This is a genomic window from Acidovorax sp. AC410 (assembly GCF_979253235.1).
Genome location: NZ_CEEDCG010000001.1, coordinates 3,328,289 through 3,347,433, shown reverse-complemented (window position 1 = coordinate 3,347,433; position 19,145 = coordinate 3,328,289). Strand labels below are relative to the sequence as shown.

Below are 19,145 nucleotides of genomic sequence, written 5' to 3'. Positions count from 1 at the left end.
CCGGGCACGCCCTGCGTTTGTCATGGAGCAGGAAGCAGGGCGCGCTCCAGCATCTCGGCCGGCATGGGGCGGGCGAACAGGTAGCCCTGGAAGGCCTGGCAGCCGTGGCGCTGCAGGAATTCGAACTGGCCCGGCGTCTCCACCCCCTCGGCCACCACCGAGAGGTCCAGGCTGCGCGCCAGGGCCAGGATGGTGCGCACGATGGCGGCATCGTTGGGGTCGGTCTGCAGATCGCGCACAAAGCCCTGGTCGATCTTGAGCTGGTCCAGCGGCAGGCGCTTGAGGTAGGACAGGGACGAGTAGCCGGTGCCGAAGTCGTCCATCGAAAAGCCCACCCCGTGGCGGCGCAGTTGCTCCATGCGGGCGATGCTGTCCTCCACGTCGGTGAGCAGCAGGCTTTCGGTCAGCTCGAAGCGCAGGCGCTCGGGGTTGGCGCCGCTGGTCTGCAGCGCGCCCAGAACCTGGGTCACGAAATCGGGCTGGCGGAACTGCCGCACACTGACGTTGACCGACAGGAAGAAGGGCCGCGTGAGCGCGCTGCGCGACCACAGCACGAGCTGCGCGCAGGCGGCTTCCAGCACCCACTGGCCCAGCGGCAGGATGAGCCCCGTCTGCTCGGCCAGCGGGATGAACTCACCGGGCAGCACCAGACCCCGGCGCGGGTGGTTCCAGCGCACCAGGGCTTCGGCGCCGAGCAGCTTGCCGGACCCGTCCACCACGGGCTGGCAGTACAGCAGCAGTTCCTGCTGGTTCAGGCCACGGCGCAGGTCGGCCTCCAGCGCCGCGCGCATGCTCACGGCAGCCTGCATGTCGGGGTCGAAGAAGCGCTGGGTGTTGCGCCCCGCCGCCTTGGCCTGGTACATGGCCAGGTCGGCATGCTTGAGCAGCTCATCCGGCGTGGACGGGCGCTGCCCGAACAGCGCGATACCGATGCTGGGCGTGCTGTGGTGGCTGATGCCGTCCATGTCGTAGGGCTTGCCCAGGGTGGCGAGGATCTGCTGCGCAATGGTTGCGGCCTCGCTGCTGGCATGCGCCACGTCGGTGTGCAGGCCATCGAGCAGCACCACGAATTCATCACCGCCAAAACGGGCCACGGTGTCGCTCTCGCGCACGCAGGCCAGCAGGCGCCTGGCCACGCGCACCAGCAACTGGTCGCCGGTGTCGTGGCCCAGCGTGTCGTTGAGGTCCTTGAAATTGTCGAGGTCGATGAACAGCAGCGCACCGTGTGCGTGGTTGCGTCCGGTCGCCACGGTGGCGCGCTGCAGGCGGTCCATCAGCAGGCGGCGGTTGGGCAGGCCGGTGAGTGCGTCGAAGAACGCCAGCCGCTCGATCTGCAGCTCGGCCTCCTTGCGCTCGGTGATGTCGCGCCCCACGCCACGGTAACCGCGCAGCACGCCCTGGGCATCGAACACCGGCACGCCGCTCACCGAGATCCAGTGCATGCTGCCGTCGGGCCGCTGGCGCTGCAGCTCCAGGTCGCGGAACGGCTGCTGCGCCGTGAGCACCGCGCGGTGGGCGTCCCATTCGGCATCGCCCATGTTGAGCGCACCGATCTCCCAGCGGGTGCGGCCCATCACGCTCGACAAGGGGATGCCGTTGACGCTCAGGTCGCCCGCCAGCTGCACGAAGCGGCCCTCCGCATCGTGCTCCCAGTACCAGTCGGACGACAGGTCGCTCAGGCCGCGAAAGCGTGCCTCGCTCTCGCGCAGCTCGTTTTCCACGCGCACATAGTCGCTCACGTCGGTGAAGGTGCGCACCAGCCCGCCATCGGGCAGGCGCGTGGTGCGCACTTCGAACGTGCAGCCATCGCGCGAGGTGCGCCAGTAAACTTCGGGCGAGGGATCCACGGCGGAGCGGGCGATGTAGTCGCGCCCGCGGTGGTCCACCAGGTTGTAGCCCGTGCCGAAGTCACCGCGCTGGGCCTGCAGCTGCGTCAGCTCGGCCAGGGTGGGGCGGGCGGCCATCAGCGATTCGGGCAGGTCCAGCAACTCCAGCACGCGCTGGTTGTAGATGGTGATGCGACCGTCCGGCCCGGTCCTGAAGATGCCCTGGCTCATGCTGGCCAGCGTGACCTGCAGGCCCTGGCGCTGCTCCTGCAGCAGGGTCAGCGCCTCGTGCCAGATGCGTGCGTCCACCGTGCGCATGGGCTGCGCCGCCCCGGCGACGGCGACCGCGCCCTGGCGGCCCACCAGCGCCGACAGGCGATGCACCAGCTCTGGCAGGTGGCTGCCATCCGCGGCACGCAGCGCGTAGTCCCCCAGGCCGCAGCGAAAGCCACGCGCCGCCAGGGCCTCCTGGTGCGCATCGAGGCACAGCAGCACGGGGCGCCCGGCACACAGCTCCAGCAGGCTGGGCAGTTCCTGGATCTGCGGATCCAGGCACAGCACCAGCGCATCCCAGGTCTGCGCGGCCAGCAGCAGGGAGGCGGCATCGGCCGAGGGGCTGTGCACCACGCGCCAGCCCGGGCAGCGCTGGGCCAGCACGGCGATGGCCGCCTGCGCGTGCAGCGCATCCCCATCCACCCACAGCACGGTGGCGGTGGATGCAGGCACTGCGAGAGCGGGGTCTGGCGCGGCAGTCATGGCGCTTGGGCAGCAGGGGCCGGCACCGGGGGCTCGGGCAGGTGCTCGCGCTCGAACAGGTCCACCGGCACAGGCCTGCCAAACAGATAGCCCTGGAAGCCCTCGCAGCCATGCAGCCGAAGGAACCCCAGTTGCCCCGTCGTCTCCACCCCCTCGGCCACCACCTGCAGGTCCAGGCTCTTGGCCAGCGCCAGTATGGTGCGCACAATGGCCGCGTCGTTGGGGTCGCTCAGCACGTCGCGCACGAAGCTCTGGTCGATCTTGATCTGGTCCAGCGGCAGCCGCTTGAGGTAGGAGAGGGACGAGTAGCCGGTGCCGAAGTCATCCAGCGCAAAACCCACGCCTTCGGCCTTGAGCTGCTCCATGCGCACGATGGTGTCTTCGATGTCGCCCAGCAGCAGGCTTTCGGTGAGTTCGAGCTTGAGCAGCTGGGGCTTGGCCTGGCAGTCTTTCAGGGTGCCCAGCACTTCGGCGACGAAGCCCGGCTGCCGGAACTGGCGCGCGCTGACGTTCACCGAGATGGACAGGTGGGCGGTGGTGGGCGATTGGCTCCAGCGCTGCAGTTGCCGGCAGGCGGTCTCCAGCACGTACTGGCCCAAGGGGAGGATGAGGCCGGTCTGTTCGGCCAGGGGGATGAAGTCGCCGGGGCTGATCATGCCGCGCTGGGGGTGGCGCCAGCGCACCAGGGCTTCGGCTCCCACCAGGCGGGCCTGGTGGTCGACGACGGGCTGGTAGTGCACGAGCAGTTCGTTCCTGGCCAGGCCCTGGCGCAGGTCGGCTTCCAGGTTGGAGCGGGCGTTGACGGCGGCCTGCATGTCGGGGTCGAAGAAGCGCTGGGTGTTGCGCCCGGCGGCCTTGGCCTGGTACATGGCCAGGTCCGCCCTTTTGAGGAGTTCGTCCACCGACAGGCGTTCGTCGCCGAACAGGGTGATGCCGATGCTGGGGGTGCTGTAGTGCTGCTGGCCTCCGAGGGCAAAGGGCTGGTTCAGGCTGGCCAGGAGTTTTTCGGCAACGGTTTCGGCCTGAGCGGCGGCGTCCTGCAGCTCGGGGTTCAGGTTGTCCAGCATGACGACGAATTCGTCGCCGCCAAAGCGCGCCACGGTGTCGGCTTCGCGCACGCTGCCCACCAGGCGGGTGGCGACCTGGGACAGCAGCTGGTCGCCCATGTCGTGGCCCAGGGTGTCGTTCAGGTCCTTGAAGTTATCCAGGTCGATGAACAGCAGGGCCCCGAGGTTCTTGCTGCGCTGGCAGGCGGCCAGGGAGCGTTGCAGCCGGTCCAGCAGCAGGCGCCGGTTGGGCAGTCCGGTGAGCGCGTCGTAGAACGCCAGGCGTTCGATCTCCTGCTCTGCGCGCTTGCGGTCGGTGATGTCGCGGCACACCCCGAGAACGCCCGTGACCCGGCCATGCAGGTCGCGGATGGGGGTTTTGATGGTCTCGAAATACCCCTGGTAGCCATCCTCGGCAAAGGTCAGCTGTTCTTCATAGACCAGGGGCTGCCAGGCCTGCATGGCGCGCCGGTCGTAGGCACGGAACTGCTCTGCTTCCGCTGCGGGCGAAATATCGAAATCGGTACAGCCGATGATCTCGCGCTCGGGCTTGCCCGCAAAGCGCTCGAACACCGGGTTGCAGGAGATATAGACCCCTTGCGCATCCTTGAGGAAGACCATGTCCGGTATGGCGTTCACCACGCGCGCCAGGTGGGCCTTTTGCTGGGCCAGCTCCATCTCGATGCGCTTGAGCTCGGTCAGGTCGTAGGCGAACACCACCACGGCCATCACGCCCTGCTCCCTGATGGACTCGGGCACCAGGGTGGTGTGGCGGTACTGCGCGCCATCCAGGCCATCGATGCGGTTTTCAAAGACCGCCGTCTCTCCGGCAAAGGCCTTTTGCAGCTGGGGCTGCATGCGCGCCATGACCGCGGCGGGAATCACCTCCTGCAGCAGTTGCCCCTGCAACTGCTCGGGGCTGCGGTGCAGCCACCGGGCCTGCTGCTCGTTCACATACAGCACCCGGTAGTCGCGGTCCAGCCGTGCCACGCCACCCGGCACCTGGCGCAGCATGTTGGCCATCTGCACCTCGTGCGCATGGGCGGCCTGCTCGGCCTCGCGCACGGCGGTGATGTCGCTTTGCACGCCATCCCAGATGACGCGCCCGCCATCGAGCAGCCGGGGCGAGGAACTCAGGTGTATCCAGCGCACCGCCCCCGAGGACACGCGCATGCGGAAAGTGGCCTCCATGGGCCCCATGGTGCGCAGCGAGCGATCCCTGGCCTCCTCCAGCGTGGGGAGGTCTTCGGGAAGGATTTGCTGGTACAGCACCTCGGGGTCGCGCAGCACATCCTCGGGGCGCAGGCCGTTCAGGCGCTCGATGGCATCGCCGATGTGCACGAAGTGCATGCGGCCATCGGCTTCGCGCACCACCTGGTAGAGCACGCTCAGCGGCAGGTTGCGACCCAGCAGCTGCAAGCGCGTTTCGCTTTCGCGCACCTGGGCCTCGGCCTCGGACAGGCGGGCGTAGGGCAGGCGGATACCGGCAACGAACACGGCCTGGTAGAGCAGCGCATAACCCACCACGCGCAAGGCGTGCGAAAGGAAGTCAGCCTGCCTGGCATGCGCGAATGCCTCGATCCCCAGCAGCAGTTCGCTGCCGGCAAAGGCCACGGCAGCCCAGCCCATGAGCCGCTCACGCTCGCTGCCATTGCCATTGCCATTGCCATTGCCATTGCCATTGCCATTGCCATTGGCATTGCGCAGCATGCGCCAAGCCGCCAGCCCCAGGCCACTGACCAGCCCTGCAAGCAGCAAGCCATGCCAGACCCCGCCCGACGCCTGGGCCACCCAACGCGCAGCTGGCCCCATGGCAATCCATACCAGCGCCAGCGAAATCGCGCCTGCCACCACGGCCCACATCCTGGCGGGACCGGGCAAGGACACCCGCAGCGCTATCAACAGCAGGGTGGCACATTCGGCAACACGCACCCAGCCCTCCAGCCACAGGGCCGTGTCGGCCACGGTGCCTGACACGGAAGCCGGGGTACCGTGCGCCAGCACACCGTGCAAAAAGTTGCACACGACCGCCACACCGAATCCCACCACCAGCACGTTCGCATAGCCCTGGGTCTGCCGGTCCAGCACATGCAGGGAGACCGACACCACCAGCAGCGCCAGCAGCATGGCCACCAGCTCCATGAAGGGTTCGAGTTCAGGCCCGGTGCCTGCCCCGTGGCCCAGGATACGGCCCAGCAGCAGCACCACCAGCGCCAGCGCGGCCACGACCAGCACCACCGTGATGGCGGGGCTCTCCGACGCGAAAATCCGCCGCAATGGGCGGTGGGCAGGTGGATTCATGGAACCTGTGGGTGGGCTGTCGACAACCGGACCTCACAAGTGTATCGGCCAGTAAGCGCCAGCGGCGATTCCCGACCGGACGCCGCTGCACCGGCGCCACAACCGCCGGCAGTGGGCCGGCTCAGAGGCTGGGAATTTTTCGGCCGTGACCGAGGGGCGCGTCAAAGCGCCTCGGATCTAGGCGCAAAGCACAGCCATAGCTCGGGCTATGGCGAGCATTTGCAACGACGATCCGGGGTGTTTTGGCGTGCAAGGCGGGTATGGACGAAGGATTCTCAGCCTCTCAGCCTTCGAGCAGCTGGCGCAACACGAACGGCAGAATGCCGCCCGCCTGGTAGTAGTCCACCTCGATGGGGGTGTCGATGCGCAGCGTGACCACCACATCCTGGCTGGAACCGTCGGTCCGGCGGATCACCAGGGTGGCATCGCTCTGGGGCGTGAGCGCCGGGTCGGGCAGCACATGGATGGTTTCGTTGCCCGTCAGGCCCAGCGACTCCCACGAATCCGTGCCCTTGAACTGCAGGGGCAGCACGCCCATGCCCACCAGGTTGGAGCGGTGGATGCGCTCGAAACTGCGCGCCACCACCGCCTTGATGCCCAGCAGTTGCGTACCCTTGGCGGCCCAGTCGCGGCTCGATCCGGTGCCGTACTCCTCGCCGGCAAAGATCACCGTGGGCGTTTTTTGTGCCATGTACTGCATGGCGGCGTCGAAGATGAACATCTTCTCGCCCTGCAAAGGCCCCTCGTTCTGGAACACCGTCACCCCGCCCTCTTCGCGCGAGCCATCGGCCGTGGGCGGGAGCATGAGGTTCTTGATGCGCACGTTGGCGAAGGTGCCGCGCATCATCACGTCGTGGTTGCCGCGGCGCGCGCCGTAGCTGTTGAAGTCGGCCTTCTGCACGCCGTTGAGTTGCAGCCACTGGCCGGCGGGCGAGGTGGCCTTGATGGAGCCTGCGGGCGAGATGTGGTCGGTGGTGATGGAGTCGCCGAACAGCGCCATGATGCGCGCGCCATGCACCGCAGAAGCCGTCGCCGCACCCTGCTCGAGTGCGAAGTTGGCGAAGAACGGCGGCTCGGCGATGTAGGTGCTGGCCGGCCAGGTGTAGGAGTTGCCGCTCACACCCTTGATCTTTTCCCAGAGCTTGCCGGGGTCGGTGGCGACCTTGGCATAGTTCTCACGGAAGGCCTTGCCGTTCATCGCGAACTTCATGAGCTTGTGCACCTCCTCGCTGCTCGGCCAGATGTCGCCCAGGTAGATGTCGCGGCCGCCCTTGCCCTTGCCCACGGGCTCGGTCATGAGGTCCTTGAGCACCGTGCCGGCGATGGCATAGGCCACGACCAGGGGCGGGCTGGCCAGGAAGTTGGCCTTGAGGTTGGGGTGGATGCGCGCCTCGAAGTTGCGATTGCCCGAGAGCACGGCCGCGCAGATCAAGTCGTTGCCAGTGATGGCTTCGTTGAGTTCGGGCGTGAGGTCACCCGCGTTGCCGATGCAGGTCGTGCAGCCGTAGCCGGCCAGCGCAAAGCCCAGTTTCTCCAGGTAGGGCAGCAGGCCGGTCTCGGTGAGGTAGTCGGTGACGATGCGCGAGCCGGGAGCCAGCGAAGTCTTGATGTGCGGCTGCACCTTGAGGCCCGCCTCCACCGCCTTCTTGGCCAGCAGGCCGGCGGCCAGCAGCACGCTGGGGTTGGAGGTGTTGGTGCAGCTGGTGATGGCGGCGATCAGCACATCGCCATTGCCCACCGTAGGGTCGGCCCCCTTGGTGGGCATGGCTGCGGCCGCATCGGCATGGGCGGTGGCCAGCGCGGGCTTGTTGCCCTCCATCTCGGCCACCGAACGGGGGGCCCCCGCGGGTGCGGGCTTGTCCTTGGGTGCGGCCTCCTGCACCACCTCCTGGCCGCGGTGGATGTGGTGGCGGGTGTGCAGCAGTTCGGCCGGGCGGTTGAAGCCGTTGTCGGCATTGGGCTTGCTGAACAGGTCGACGAACTGGCTGCTGACCTTGCCCAGCTCGATGCGGTCCTGCGGCCGCTTGGGGCCGGCCAGGCTGGGCGTGACGCTGCCCAGGTCGAGCCGGACGACCTGCGAGTAATCGATCTCGCCGGCCAATGGCACCCCGAACAGGCCCTGGGCCTTGAAGTAGGCCTCGAAGGCCTCGATCTCGGCCTTGGTGCGGCCCGTGCCCTGGAAGTAGTCGATGGTCTTCTCGTCCACCGGGAAGAAGCCCATGGTGGCGCCGTATTCGGGTGCCATGTTGCCGATGGTGGCCCGGTCGGGCAAGGCCAGGGTGCGCGTGCCCTCGCCGAAGAACTCGACGAACTTGCCCACCACCTTGTGCTGGCGCAGCAACTCGGTCACGGTGAGCACCAGGTCGGTGGCGGTCACGCCCTCGCGCAGTTGGCCCGTCATCTCAAAGCCCACCACGTCGGGCGTGAGGAAGTACACGGGCTGACCCAGCATGGCCGCCTCGGCCTCGATGCCGCCCACACCCCAGCCGACCACGCCGATGCCGTTGATCATGGTGGTGTGGCTGTCGGTGCCTACCAGGGTGTCGGGGTAGTGCACACCTGCCTTGGTCTTGTGCACGCCGCGCGCCAGATACTCCAGGTTCACCTGATGCACGATGCCGAAGCCCGGTGGCACGACGCCGAAGGTGCTGAAGGCCTGCATGCCCCACTTCATGAACTCGTAGCGCTCACGGTTGCGCTGGAACTCCAGCTTCATGTTCAGGTCGAGCGAATTCTTCTTGCCGTAGTAGTCGACCATGATGGAGTGGTCCACCACCAGGTCCACCGGCACCAGGGGCTCGATCTTCTTGGGATTCTTGCCCAGCTTGGCGGCCACGCTGCGCATGGCGGCCAGGTCGGCCAGCAGCGGCACGCCGGTGAAATCCTGCAGCACCACGCGCGAGACCACAAAGGGAATCTCATCCTTGCGCTCGGCCGTGGGCGCCCAGTGCGCGAGCTGGCGCACATGCTCGGCCGTGACCTTGCGGCCATCGCAATTGCGCAGCACCGATTCGAGCACGATGCGAATGGACACCGGAAGGCGCTTGACGGAGGGATACTCCTTGGCGAGCGCAGGGAGCGAATAGAACTGCCCGGTCTTGCCGGAAGCTGTCGTGAAGTTCTTGAGCGTGTTGGCAAACGCGTGGCGGGCGGGCTGGGGCGACGACTTGGTCGATGTGGCCATGGCTGACTCCTGTGATGCGACAAGGCCTATTCTGGCAGTCCCGCGGGGCGGATGAAACGGTGGGGGTATGAAAGCACATGAACGCGGTGCCCGCCTACACGCCGAAAGGGGGCCGAAGCCCCCTCCCATGGCCTATGCAACACAGGCCCTGTGGCCGATGCGTGTGCAGGCCTTCAGGCAGCAGCGGCCATCGACGGCAGGCGGCGCACGCCAAACCATTGCAGTTCGGCCAGCAGACCCACCGACACCACATGCACGACCAGGTAGGCCTGGCCCCACACCGTGGGCGCGATGGCCGAGGACAGGAGCAGTGCCAGGCTCGCGAAGACCCATGCGGCATTGCCCACGATCAACAGCCACAGCAGGCCACGGGGAATATTGCGCGGGCTGGCAATCGCCATGGCCAGGACCGCATAGGCAATGAGCGCCAGGCCACTGGCCGAGACCAGCCCCGCCGGCAGGCCCAGCCACCCTGCAAGCGTGTCGGTCAGCGCCAGGTGCAGGGCGGCGAGAAGCACGCCGGTGGCGGCATCGAACCAGACGACGGCACGCAGGAACGAGGGGGAAGACAGAAGGGACATGGTGGACTCCTTGGATCGATCGGGTTGAAAGAGCCTCCATGGTTGCGGCCCGGCTGCGCCGCGTCGATGACATGCCAGGTAATGGCCTGCACGCCGACAGGCCCTAGGATGCAGGGCATGACCAGCACCCACCGCCCCCCACGCCCCACCCTGCCCCACCGGCCTGCGGCCGCAGGCCACCGCAGCAGCACGCCGGGTCCCGCCTCCTTCGGCGACCACCTGCGCACCTGGCGCCAGCAGCGCCACCTGAGCCAGCTGGAGCTGGCCGACGAGGCGGATATCTCCACCCGCCATGTGAGCTTCATGGAAACCGGTCGCACCAACCCCAGCCGCGAGATGGTGCTGCGCCTGTGCGAGCGCCTGTCGATTCCCCTGCGCGAGCGCAATGCCCTGCTGGTGGCCGCGGGCTATGCGCCCATGTACCGCGAACGCGCTCTGGACGACCCGGCCCTGGCAGCCGCTCGCCAAGCCGTGGAGCTGGTGCTCAAGGGGCACGAGCCCTGCCCCGCGCTGGCACTGGACCGCTGCTGGAACGTGGTGGCCACCAACCGCGCCGCCCAGGCGCTGCTGGCCAACCATGTGAGCCCCGAACTGCTGGAAGGGCCGGTGAATGTGTTCCGTCTGAGCCTGCACCCCAAAGGCCTGGCACCGCACATCGCCAACCTGGCCCAGTGGCGGGCCCACCTGTTCGAGCGCCTGCGCCAGCAGATACAGGCCACGGCCGACCCGATGCTGATCGCACTGCAGGCCGAACTGCTGGAATATCCGGCGCCGGAGGAATCGAGCCCCCTGGTGCTCGATGGGGAATTGCTGGGCGTGGTAATGCCGTTCTGCTTTCAAAGCGCACGGGGAACGCTTTCGTTTATCAGCACCACCACCATATTTGGAACCCCGGTGGACGTGACCCTGCAGGAACTGGCCGTGGAATCATTCTTTCCGGCCGACGAATTCACGGCCCAGGTATTGCGCGAGATCGCTGCAGCCCCTCTCTGAGCGGTGCCGGCCGATGCGCCCTGTGCAGCGCCATCCGACCAGCCCCACAGGGTGCGCGCCATGCAAAAAGCCCGCGGCTGCGGGCTTTTTTTATGCGGCCCGGCAAAGGGCCGCCCTGCAATCAATGATTCAACCCATCAAATGGCGAATTTCTCGCGGTTTTCGTTTTGAATCCACTTGGGTGCCTTGCCACGGCCCGTCCAGGTCTGCCCGGTGGCTGGGTCACGGTACTTGGGAGCCACCTTGGTGCCCGCACTGGCGCTGCGTGCGCGGCCACTGGGGAACACGTCCTGTGCGGTCAGACCAAACTCCGCCACCAGAGCGCGCACCTGTGACACCGCATCCGACAGCTCACGCTTGCGCGCTTCACCGATTTGCTGTTCCAGGGCTTCGCGTTGCTTGAGGAGTTCTTTATAGCTGGTTGTCATGGTATGTTGGACTGCTGGGTGGACAAAGGAGGCCCCATTATAGGAATAATGGGCAAACTTTGCTGTGTTTGTCAAAAAATTCGTGACAGGCTGTTGAAACAAGCCCTTGGTGAAAATAGATCCCTGCATCCAGGTAATCAGCCGGACTGGTCGGGATGGTCCATTTGCGCCAATACCCTGTCGATTCTCTTGCCCTCCAGGCCCAGCACCTCGAATATCCACCCTGCACAGGCAATGCGCTCGCCCACCCCGGGCAAATGGCCTGATTCGGCCATCAGCAATCCTGCGAGCGTGTTGTAACGGCCCCGCTCCTCCCCAGGTAAATCGCGAATATCCAGGCGCGCCTTGAGTTCATTGACCGGCATCAGGCCGTCGAGCAACCATGCGCCATCCTCGCGCTGCGTGGCCCAGGCGTCGGTGGCCGCGCCAGGCTGGAGCTCTCCGGTAATCGCCTCCAGCAGATCGCGCGGCGTCATGATGCCCTGCACCACGCCGTATTCATCCACCACGAAGACCATGCGGCCGGAGCGCGCGCGGAACTGCTCAAGCAGCTCCATCCCGCTCAGCGTTTCGGGCAGGAAGGCCGCCGGCAGCGCGTACTGCTCAATGGAGCCTGGGGCCTCCACCCCCAGCTCCAGCAGACGCGCCACACTGACCAGACCCACCACCTCATCGAGCGACCCGCGGCACACCGGATACCAGGAATGGGCACCGTGCCCGCCACCGGTGCCCGCCATCTGCAGGCCTTCGGCCACGCTCAGCCGCGCGTCGAGCCACTGCAGATCCGTGCGCGGCACCATCAGCGAGGTCAGTGGCCGGTCATCGAGGCGGAACACGTTGCGCACCATCTGGTGCTCGTGGTGCTCGATCACACCGGCATCGCGCCCCTCCTCCAGGCTGGCCACGATCTCCTCCTCCGTCACGGCGCGGCCGGCGTTGTTGTCGATGCGCAGCAGGCCCAGCACGCCCTGGGTGGACAGCGACAGCAGGCGCACGAAGGGCTTGGCCGCCAGGGCCACCCAGGCCATGGGGCGGGCCACCAGGCGGGCCACGGTTTCCGGGTAGAGCTGGCCGATGCGCTTGGGCACCAGTTCGCCAAAAACGATGGTGATGAAGGTAATGGCCGTGACCACCAGTGCCGTGGCGGTGATGCCTGCAGCCCGCTCGGGCGCGCCCAGCATCTGCAGCCAGCGCCCCAGGTCGTCGCTGAAGGCGGCCTCGCCGATGATGCCGTTGAGCATGCCGATGGAGGTGATACCCACCTGCACCGAGGAAAGGAACTGCGTCGGGTTGTCCAGCAGTTCGAGGGCGGCCTGCGCCCCCTTGTCCCCCTCGGCCGCGAGGGCCGCCAGGCGCGACTTGCGGCTCGATGCCAATGCCAGCTCGGACATGGCAAATACGCCATTGAGCAGCGTGAGCAGCGCAATCAGCAGAAAATCCATGATTCAAGGCATAGGAACACGATGGCACTTTACTGTATTGGCGATATCCAGGGTTGCGACAGCGCGCTCGGCCGCCTTCTGGACGAGATCGGCTTTTCCGCGAGCCGCGACACGGTCTACCTGCTGGGCGACCTGGTGAACCGGGGGCCTGAATCGGCGGCCGTGCTGCGCCGCTGCATGGGCGCAGGCGATGCGCTGCGCCCGCTGCTGGGCAACCACGACCTGCACCTGCTGGCCGCGGCGCACGGGGCGCGCAAGCCCTCGCGCAAGGACACGCTGGGCCAGGTGCTTGAAGCGGATGACCGCCATGCCATGCTCGGCTGGCTGCGCCAGCAGCCGCTCATGCGCTTGCATGTGCATGCTGGCGAACGCCTGGCCATGGTGCATGCCGGCCTGCTGCCGGCATGGACGGCGGACGAAGCGCTGGCGCTGGCCGGTGAGGTGCAGGAGGTGCTGCGCGGCCCGGGCCTGCCGGATTTCCTGAACCAGATGTACGGCAACGGCTCGGACCGCTGGGATCCGGCGCTCACCGGCATGGACCGGCTGCGCACCATCGTCAACGCCATGACACGGCTGCGCTTTTGCTCGGCAGTCGGGGTGATGGATTTCGAGAGCACCGAGAGCGCGGAGAAGCCCCCCGAGGGCCTGATGCCCTGGTTCGATGTACCGGGCCGGCAGGCGGCTGGTACGCTGGTGGCGTTCGGGCACTGGTCCACGCTCGGCCTGCTCGACCGACCGGACACCCTGGCGCTGGACACGGGCTGTGTCTGGGGCGGTTGCCTGAGTGCCATGCGCTTTGGCGCCACGCTGGCCGACCGCGAACTGCTGCAGGTGCACTGTGAGCAGTCACAGCAACCAGGATGATGGTGTGACAAGGGCTGCCGAAGCAGCCCTTTAAGCATTCAGAGCGGCTAACAAAACTCTTCTGGCGTCGTTGCCGCGTCTTGTCGTACTACTCGTACTGCCTGCGACGCAGCGCCTAGCCAGAACCGCTTCGCTGAGTTCTGTTAGCCGCTCTCACCGCCCCGACCTGCGCTTCAGTCGGCGGTGACGGCCTGCGCCTGGTCGGCGGCGACTGGGGCGGCCGCCTTGAACAGCGCCGCCACCTTGCGCTTGGGCTTGATGTTGGCCGACACGCTGCTGCGCGGCGCAGACTTGGCGGATTCCCAGGCGGGGGCTGCATCGGCAGCCGCGCTGGATTCGTAGGGCTTTTCAAAGAACGGGTCGCGCGATGCCACTGCGGGGCGGAAGCCCCGGTGCTGCTCGCGCGGCTCGCGGGTTTCACGACCAGGGCGGTGCTCACGTTCGCGCTCACGGCGCGGGCCGGGGGAGGCAATGGCGTCGCGGCCATCGCCGGTCTCACCCGCTTCGCGCCAGGCACGGCGGCCGTCGTTGATGCGGCCACGGGGCTGGTCTTCGTCGTACTCGATGGCTTCGAGCTCGATCTTCTTCTTGATGAGCTTCTCGATGTCGGCCACCAGGCGGGCATCGCTGCCCGACACCAGCGTGACCGCCAGGCCCGAGGCGCCGGCACGGCCCGTGCGGCCGATGCGGTGCACGTAGTCTTCGGCGTTGAAGGGCACGTCGAAGTTGAACACCGCCGGCACGTCCTTGATATCGAGGCCGCGGGCGGCCACGTCGGTACACACCAGCAGATCGACTTCGCCCTTCTTGAAGGCCTCCAGGGCTTTCAGGCGCTCGTCCTGGCTCTTGTCGCCGTGCAGCGCGGTGGTCTTGAGGCCTTCGCGCTCCAGGCTGCGCGCCAGGCGGGCGCAACCGAGCTTGCTGTTGACGAAGATGAAGGCCTGCTTGATGCCCCGGGTCTTGAGCACCTGGTGGATGGCACGGCGCTTGTCATCGTCGTTGGCGCTGTAGAAGCGCTGCTCCACCGTGGAGGCCGTCTCGTTGGGGCGGGCCACCTCGATGGTGATGGGGTTTTGCAGGTAGCTGCTGGCCAGGCGCTTGATCTCGGGCGAGAACGTGGCCGAGAACAGCAGCGTGGTGCGCTGCTTGGGCAGGTAGGACAGGATGCGCTGCAGGTCGGGCAGGAAACCGATGTCCAGCATGCGGTCGGCCTCGTCGAGCACCACGTACTCGACCTGGTTGAGCACCGCGTTCTTGGCCTCGATGTGGTCCAGCAGGCGGCCGGGCGTGGCCACCAGCACCTCGACACCCTTCTTGAGCTCCAGGGTCTGGGGCTTCATGTCCATGCCGCCAAACACCACGGTGCTGCGCAGCTTGGTGTACTTGGCGTACAGCGCGATCTGCTGGGCGACCTGGTCGGCCAGTTCACGCGTGGGCAGCAGCACCAGCGCACGCACGGGGTGGCGGGCCGGGGAGGTGGAACTGCTCTCGTGCTTGAGCAGGCGCTGCAGCAGTGGCAGCGAGAACGCGGCCGTCTTGCCGGTGCCGGTCTGGGCTGCGCCCATCACGTCCTGGCCGGTGAGCACGACCGGAATGGCCTGCTCCTGGATGGGCGTCATGGACTCGTAGCCCATTTCGGCCACGGCGCGCGAGAGCGGCTCGGCCAGCGATAGATTGGAAAAAGAACTTGTCATTTAGCCCTCTATTGTCGCACCGGTGGCCCAAACACACCATGGGGGTGGTAAGCAAGGGTGTATTCACCGAGCCATGCCGCCAGAGGACTGGCTTTGGTGCTTTTAATTCGATAGCACCAAAACAATAACCATCAATTCACAGATGGCAATATTCAGGAATTCACTCCAGCACCGCGCGCAGCTGGCGCGTGGTCACCGCCAGACGGCGGGCTCCGATCTGGGCGATGTTGTTCATCACCGTGAGCGCCGCCTCGGGGTAGCGGTGCGCCCAGGCGTCGAAGTGCGCGCGCGAGAGCCGCGCCAGTTGCGCAGGCCCCAATTCGGCCCCGGCGCTGGCCGTGCGGGCCGCGCCGTTGAGAAAAGCCATCTCCCCGAACGCCATGCCCGGCCCCACGGTGGCCAGGCGCAGACCGCGCTCGGGCGGCCACTGGGTCACGAGCGTGATGTGGCCCGACTGCACGACCAGCAGGTCGCGGTCGGTATCGCCAGCGTTGAATACCACACCGTGGGCCGCCATGGGTAGCGCCTCCAGCACCGCTTCCAGCGCCAACCGGGCCTCGGCGGCCATGCCCTCGCCGATTTCGCCGAGCCGATCCTGCTCGGGATAGACGGGTCTTTCGTTCTCGGGCCGCTCGGCCAGGATGGCCGCCTCGGCCCATTCCAGGGCCCGGTCGCCGTCGGCGAAGCAGCGCACGCCGGGGCCCACGTGCTCGGCCGCCACGCGGTCGAGCGCGGCCACGGCGCAGGCCACGCCCTGCTGGCCGAGGTCGCGCACCAGGGCCCGCAACTGCGCCAGGGCGGTGCTGTCCCAGGCCGGCACGCGGCTGGCATCCAGCACCACCCAGCGGTGGCGGGGCTGCAGCATCAGCCGCACCTGCTCGGCCAGGTGCGCGGCCACGCCGAAGGACATCACGCCCTGCAGTTCGAACACCGCGACCTGGTTCATGCGCGGGGCCAGCCAGGTGTCGGAGCCCGCACGGCGCAGGCGGCGCGAACGCAGTTGCCCGTCCAGCCGCACATGGCGCAGCACCTTGGAGGCCGAATCGCGCAACAGCACGAAGGTGGCCACCACCAGACCGGCCACCAGCGCCCCGACACCACCCAGGATGGCGAACACCAGCGCCACCAGCCAGCTTTGCGCCCAGGTCACACTGGAGCGGCGCGCATAGCCTGGTGACCACAGCAGGCCGGGCACCTGCATCAGCCCGGCCAGCACCAGCCCGCCGGCCAGGCAGGCCATGGGCACCCAGTGCAGCCACCAGGCGCCCGTGAAGGCCACCACCAGCATGATGCCGGCATGCCAGCGCGGCGCGCTGGCCGAGGCACCGGCCTGCGCCAGCACGATGCGCGAGCGCGAGGCACTGGTGGACGCGGGGATCATGCCCACCAGGCCACACAGCACGCCCAGCAGGCTCTCGCGCCGCAGCGCCTGGTTGGGGTTGCCGCGCAGGCCGTGGTCGAGCTCCAGCTCCTGGTTGAAGACCAGGATCTCCAGGCTGTTGACCAGGGCCATCAGCAGGGCCAGCACCACCAGCGCCGAGCCGTGCCGGTGCGCCAGTTCCAGCCAGGGAATGCCCGTCCAGTCGGGCCACAGCGGCCCCGCAAAGGCGCTCTGGCTGACGGCCGGGGCGAACACGTTGCCCATGCCCACACCCCACAGGCCCGCCACGGCCACGGCCAGTGCCACCAGCACCACGGCCGTGAGCAGACCCGGCATGCGCGGCCAGCGCCGGCGCAGCAGCACCGCCAGGCCCACCACCGCGAGGGCGGCCACGGCGTGCCACAAGGTACGCAGGTCCCAGCCCCACCCGGCGCCAGCACCCAGGCCATTGCGCAACTGGCCCACGACCATGGACAGGCCCACGCCGGCGGCAAAGCCATGGGTCACAGAAATCGGCAGGAAACGCGCCACCGAGGCCAGCCGCAACACGCCCAGCAGCCACTGGAAGCCGAAAGCCAGCGCCACCGTGGCACCGCTCACCGCCAGCACCTGGCGCGCCGTGAGGCCCAGGGTGCCCGCCGCGCCATGGGCCGTGGCCACCACGGCAGCGAACAGCAGGGCCACCACGGTGGTCGGCGCGTAGACCACGCCAGGGCGCGGTGCCAGCACCGTGAGCAGCAGGCCGGGCAAGGCGGCCGACCACAAGGCCAGGGCCGCCAGCGAATAGCCGCCCGCCAGCGGCGCAAAGGCCAGCAGCCCCAGGCCCACGGCATGGGGCACCGTGACGGCAGCCGCCGACCAGGCCGCGGCCGCCCCCGAGGGCGGCGACGCCACGGGCCCGGCGCCAGCCGTCCCCCCGCGAACCACTGAGGAGGACGGCTCAGCGCCCATCACAGAGTGCGGGCGGAGAAGGTGTCACAGCCCTTGACGCTGCCGTTCTGCAGGCCGTTGTTGAACCAGCGCTGGCGCTGGGCGCTGCTGCCATGGGTGAAGCTTTCGGGCACCACCTGGCCGCCACCGGCGCGCTGCAAGGCATCGTCGCCGATCTTGGCAGCCGCGTTCATGGCCTCTTCCACATCGCCCTGCTCCAGTATCTTGCGAGCGGACTGCGCGTGGTGCGCCCACACGCCGGCAAAGCAGTCGGCCTGCAGTTCCAGCCGCACGGACAGGGCGTTGTACTCGGTCTTGCTCACGCGGCCGCGCATCTGGTCCATCTTGCCGCTGATGCCCAGCAGGTTCTGCACATGGTGGCCAACCTCGTGCGCGATCACGTAGGCCTGGGCGAAGTCGCCGGGTGCGCCCAGGCGGTTCTTGAGGGTTTCGTAAAAGCCCAGGTCGATGTACACCTTCTGGTCGGCCGGGCAGTAGAACGGCCCCATGGCCGCCTGGCCCGCACCACAGGCCGTGGGCGTGGAGCCCCGGAACAGCACCAGCCGGGGCTCCTGGTAGGTGCCGCCACCCTGGCGGAACACGGCCTGCCACACGTCCTCGGTATCGGCCAGCACCGTGGAGACGAAGCGCGCCATGGTGTCGTCCGCCGGGGGGCGTTGTGCCGGTCCCTGTTGCTGCTGCACCTGCGCGGGCGGGCCACCGCCGCTGAGCAGGCCCAGGATGGTCAGTGGGTTGATGCCCAGCACCCAGCCGCCCACCAGCGCAATCACGATGGTGCCGATGCCGATGCTGCGCCCGCCGAAGATGGGCGAACCGCCACCACCACCCCCGCCACCCCGGCGGTCCTCCACGTTGTCGGATTCCCGATTGCCTTCCCATTTCATCGTCGATTCTCCAGCGCCTCACCGGATGGGGGCATGGACAGCATGTTACGCGCGGCGCGCCCTCGCGAACACCCGATGCAGGTAGGAAACCGGCGCGCTACCATGCAGGCTTTCGCGCCCCCCCATGCTGCCCCATCCCCACCACCTGCCCTGCGCCGCCAGCAACCCTGTCATCCTGCTCACGGGCTTCGACCCCTTCGGCGGCGATGCCATCAACCCCAGCTGGCTGCTGGCCAAGGCGCTGCAGGGCCAGCGCATCGGCGGGCATACTGTGGTCTCGGCGCAACTGCCCACCGTGTTCGGCCAGGCCCTGGAGCGCCTCGCTGCCCTGCACCGGCAACTGCGCCCCGCCCTCACCGTGTGCCTGGGGCAGGCCGGTGGCCGGGCGGCCTTGTCGATCGAGCGCATCGGCATCAACGTGGACGACGCGCGCATCCCCGACAACCGGGGCGCCCAGCCCATCGACACGGCCATCGTGCCGGGCGGCGCGGCGGCCTACTTCGCCAGCCTGCCCATCAAGGCCATGCTCCGGGCGGTGCAGCGCGCGGGCGTGCCCTGCGAGGTGTCGCAGACCGCCGGCACCTTCGTCTGCAACCACGTGCTCTACGGCCTCATGCACCTGCTGGCTACCGAGGGCGCTGCCGGCATGCGCGGCGGCTTCATGCACGTGCCCTGGCTGCCCGGGCAGGGCGCGCCCCACCTGGCGCTGCGCGACATGGTGCGCGGCCTGCACGCCGCGCTGTGGGCGGCCGTCCTCGCCCGGCAAGACATCGTCCTGGGCGCGGGCGCCACCCACTGACCGCCGGGTACGCCC

General features: G+C 67.9%; 12 protein-coding genes. 3 read left to right on the top strand and 9 right to left on the bottom strand.

From position 1 onward, the window contains the following. Positions 1-20 precede the first annotated feature (20 nt). From AC0IZS_RS15595 to AC0IZS_RS15580, 4 genes are all read right to left on the bottom strand, one after another. Complete coding sequence (locus AC0IZS_RS15595) at positions 21-2,582, bottom strand: putative bifunctional diguanylate cyclase/phosphodiesterase (RefSeq protein WP_471636435.1); 2,562 nt, start codon at positions 2,580-2,582, stop codon at positions 21-23. Continuing rightward, positions 2,579-5,929, bottom strand: coding sequence for an EAL domain-containing protein (locus AC0IZS_RS15590; RefSeq protein WP_471636434.1), 3,351 nt, complete (start codon positions 5,927-5,929; stop codon positions 2,579-2,581). The genes AC0IZS_RS15595 and AC0IZS_RS15590 overlap by 4 nt, the downstream gene beginning before the upstream one ends. A gap of 283 nt (positions 5,930-6,212) precedes the next feature. Continuing rightward, a complete protein-coding gene (locus AC0IZS_RS15585) occupies positions 6,213-9,113 on the bottom strand; it encodes an aconitate hydratase (RefSeq protein ID WP_471636433.1) in 2,901 nt (966 codons plus the stop codon). A 173-nt stretch (positions 9,114-9,286) separates the two neighbouring features. Further along, a complete protein-coding gene (locus AC0IZS_RS15580) occupies positions 9,287-9,694 on the bottom strand; it encodes a hypothetical protein (protein WP_471636432.1) in 408 nt (135 codons plus the stop codon). A gap of 117 nt (positions 9,695-9,811) precedes the next feature. Between AC0IZS_RS15580 and AC0IZS_RS15575 the strand changes: the two genes are divergently transcribed. Then, the gene (locus AC0IZS_RS15575) at positions 9,812-10,687 is read left to right on the top strand and encodes a helix-turn-helix domain-containing protein (protein WP_471636431.1); all 876 of its coding nucleotides are present in this window, start codon (positions 9,812-9,814) and stop codon (positions 10,685-10,687) included. A 137-nt stretch (positions 10,688-10,824) separates the two neighbouring features. Here the strand turns inward: AC0IZS_RS15575 and AC0IZS_RS15570 are convergent, their stop codons facing one another. Both AC0IZS_RS15570 and AC0IZS_RS15565 read right to left on the bottom strand, forming a co-directional pair. Continuing rightward, positions 10,825-11,115 carry an H-NS histone family protein gene (locus AC0IZS_RS15570; RefSeq protein ID WP_471639534.1) on the bottom strand — a complete coding sequence of 97 codons (291 nt, stop codon included), beginning with the start codon at positions 11,113-11,115 and terminating at the stop codon, positions 10,825-10,827. A 137-nt stretch (positions 11,116-11,252) separates the two neighbouring features. Next, the gene (locus tag AC0IZS_RS15565; protein ID WP_471636430.1) at positions 11,253-12,557 is read right to left on the bottom strand and encodes a hemolysin family protein; all 1,305 of its coding nucleotides are present in this window, start codon (positions 12,555-12,557) and stop codon (positions 11,253-11,255) included. A gap of 21 nt (positions 12,558-12,578) precedes the next feature. Between AC0IZS_RS15565 and AC0IZS_RS15560 the strand changes: the two genes are divergently transcribed. After that, positions 12,579-13,421: a symmetrical bis(5'-nucleosyl)-tetraphosphatase gene (locus AC0IZS_RS15560; RefSeq protein ID WP_471636429.1), complete on the top strand. Its 843-nt coding sequence runs from the start codon at positions 12,579-12,581 to the stop codon at positions 13,419-13,421. 173 nt (positions 13,422-13,594) lie between these two features. Here AC0IZS_RS15560 and AC0IZS_RS15555 read toward each other — a convergent pair whose 3' ends face one another. The 3 genes from AC0IZS_RS15555 to ypfJ form a co-directional block, all read right to left on the bottom strand. Then, the gene (locus AC0IZS_RS15555) at positions 13,595-15,115 is read right to left on the bottom strand and encodes a DEAD/DEAH box helicase (RefSeq protein ID WP_471636428.1); all 1,521 of its coding nucleotides are present in this window, start codon (positions 15,113-15,115) and stop codon (positions 13,595-13,597) included. A gap of 160 nt (positions 15,116-15,275) precedes the next feature. Continuing rightward, the gene (locus AC0IZS_RS15550) at positions 15,276-17,390 is read right to left on the bottom strand and encodes a SulP family inorganic anion transporter (RefSeq protein WP_471636427.1); all 2,115 of its coding nucleotides are present in this window, start codon (positions 17,388-17,390) and stop codon (positions 15,276-15,278) included. A 56-nt stretch (positions 17,391-17,446) separates the two neighbouring features. Beyond that, positions 17,447-18,331 carry a KPN_02809 family neutral zinc metallopeptidase gene (gene ypfJ / locus AC0IZS_RS15545; RefSeq protein ID WP_471636426.1) on the bottom strand — a complete coding sequence of 295 codons (885 nt, stop codon included), beginning with the start codon at positions 18,329-18,331 and terminating at the stop codon, positions 17,447-17,449. Between the two features lie 124 nt (positions 18,332-18,455). On the opposite strand from ypfJ, the gene pcp reads away from it, so the two are divergent. Continuing rightward, entirely contained in the window at positions 18,456-19,130 is a 675-nt protein-coding gene (gene pcp, locus AC0IZS_RS15540; protein WP_471636425.1) for a pyroglutamyl-peptidase I, read from the top strand. The last annotated feature ends 15 nt before the right edge of the window (positions 19,131-19,145 follow it).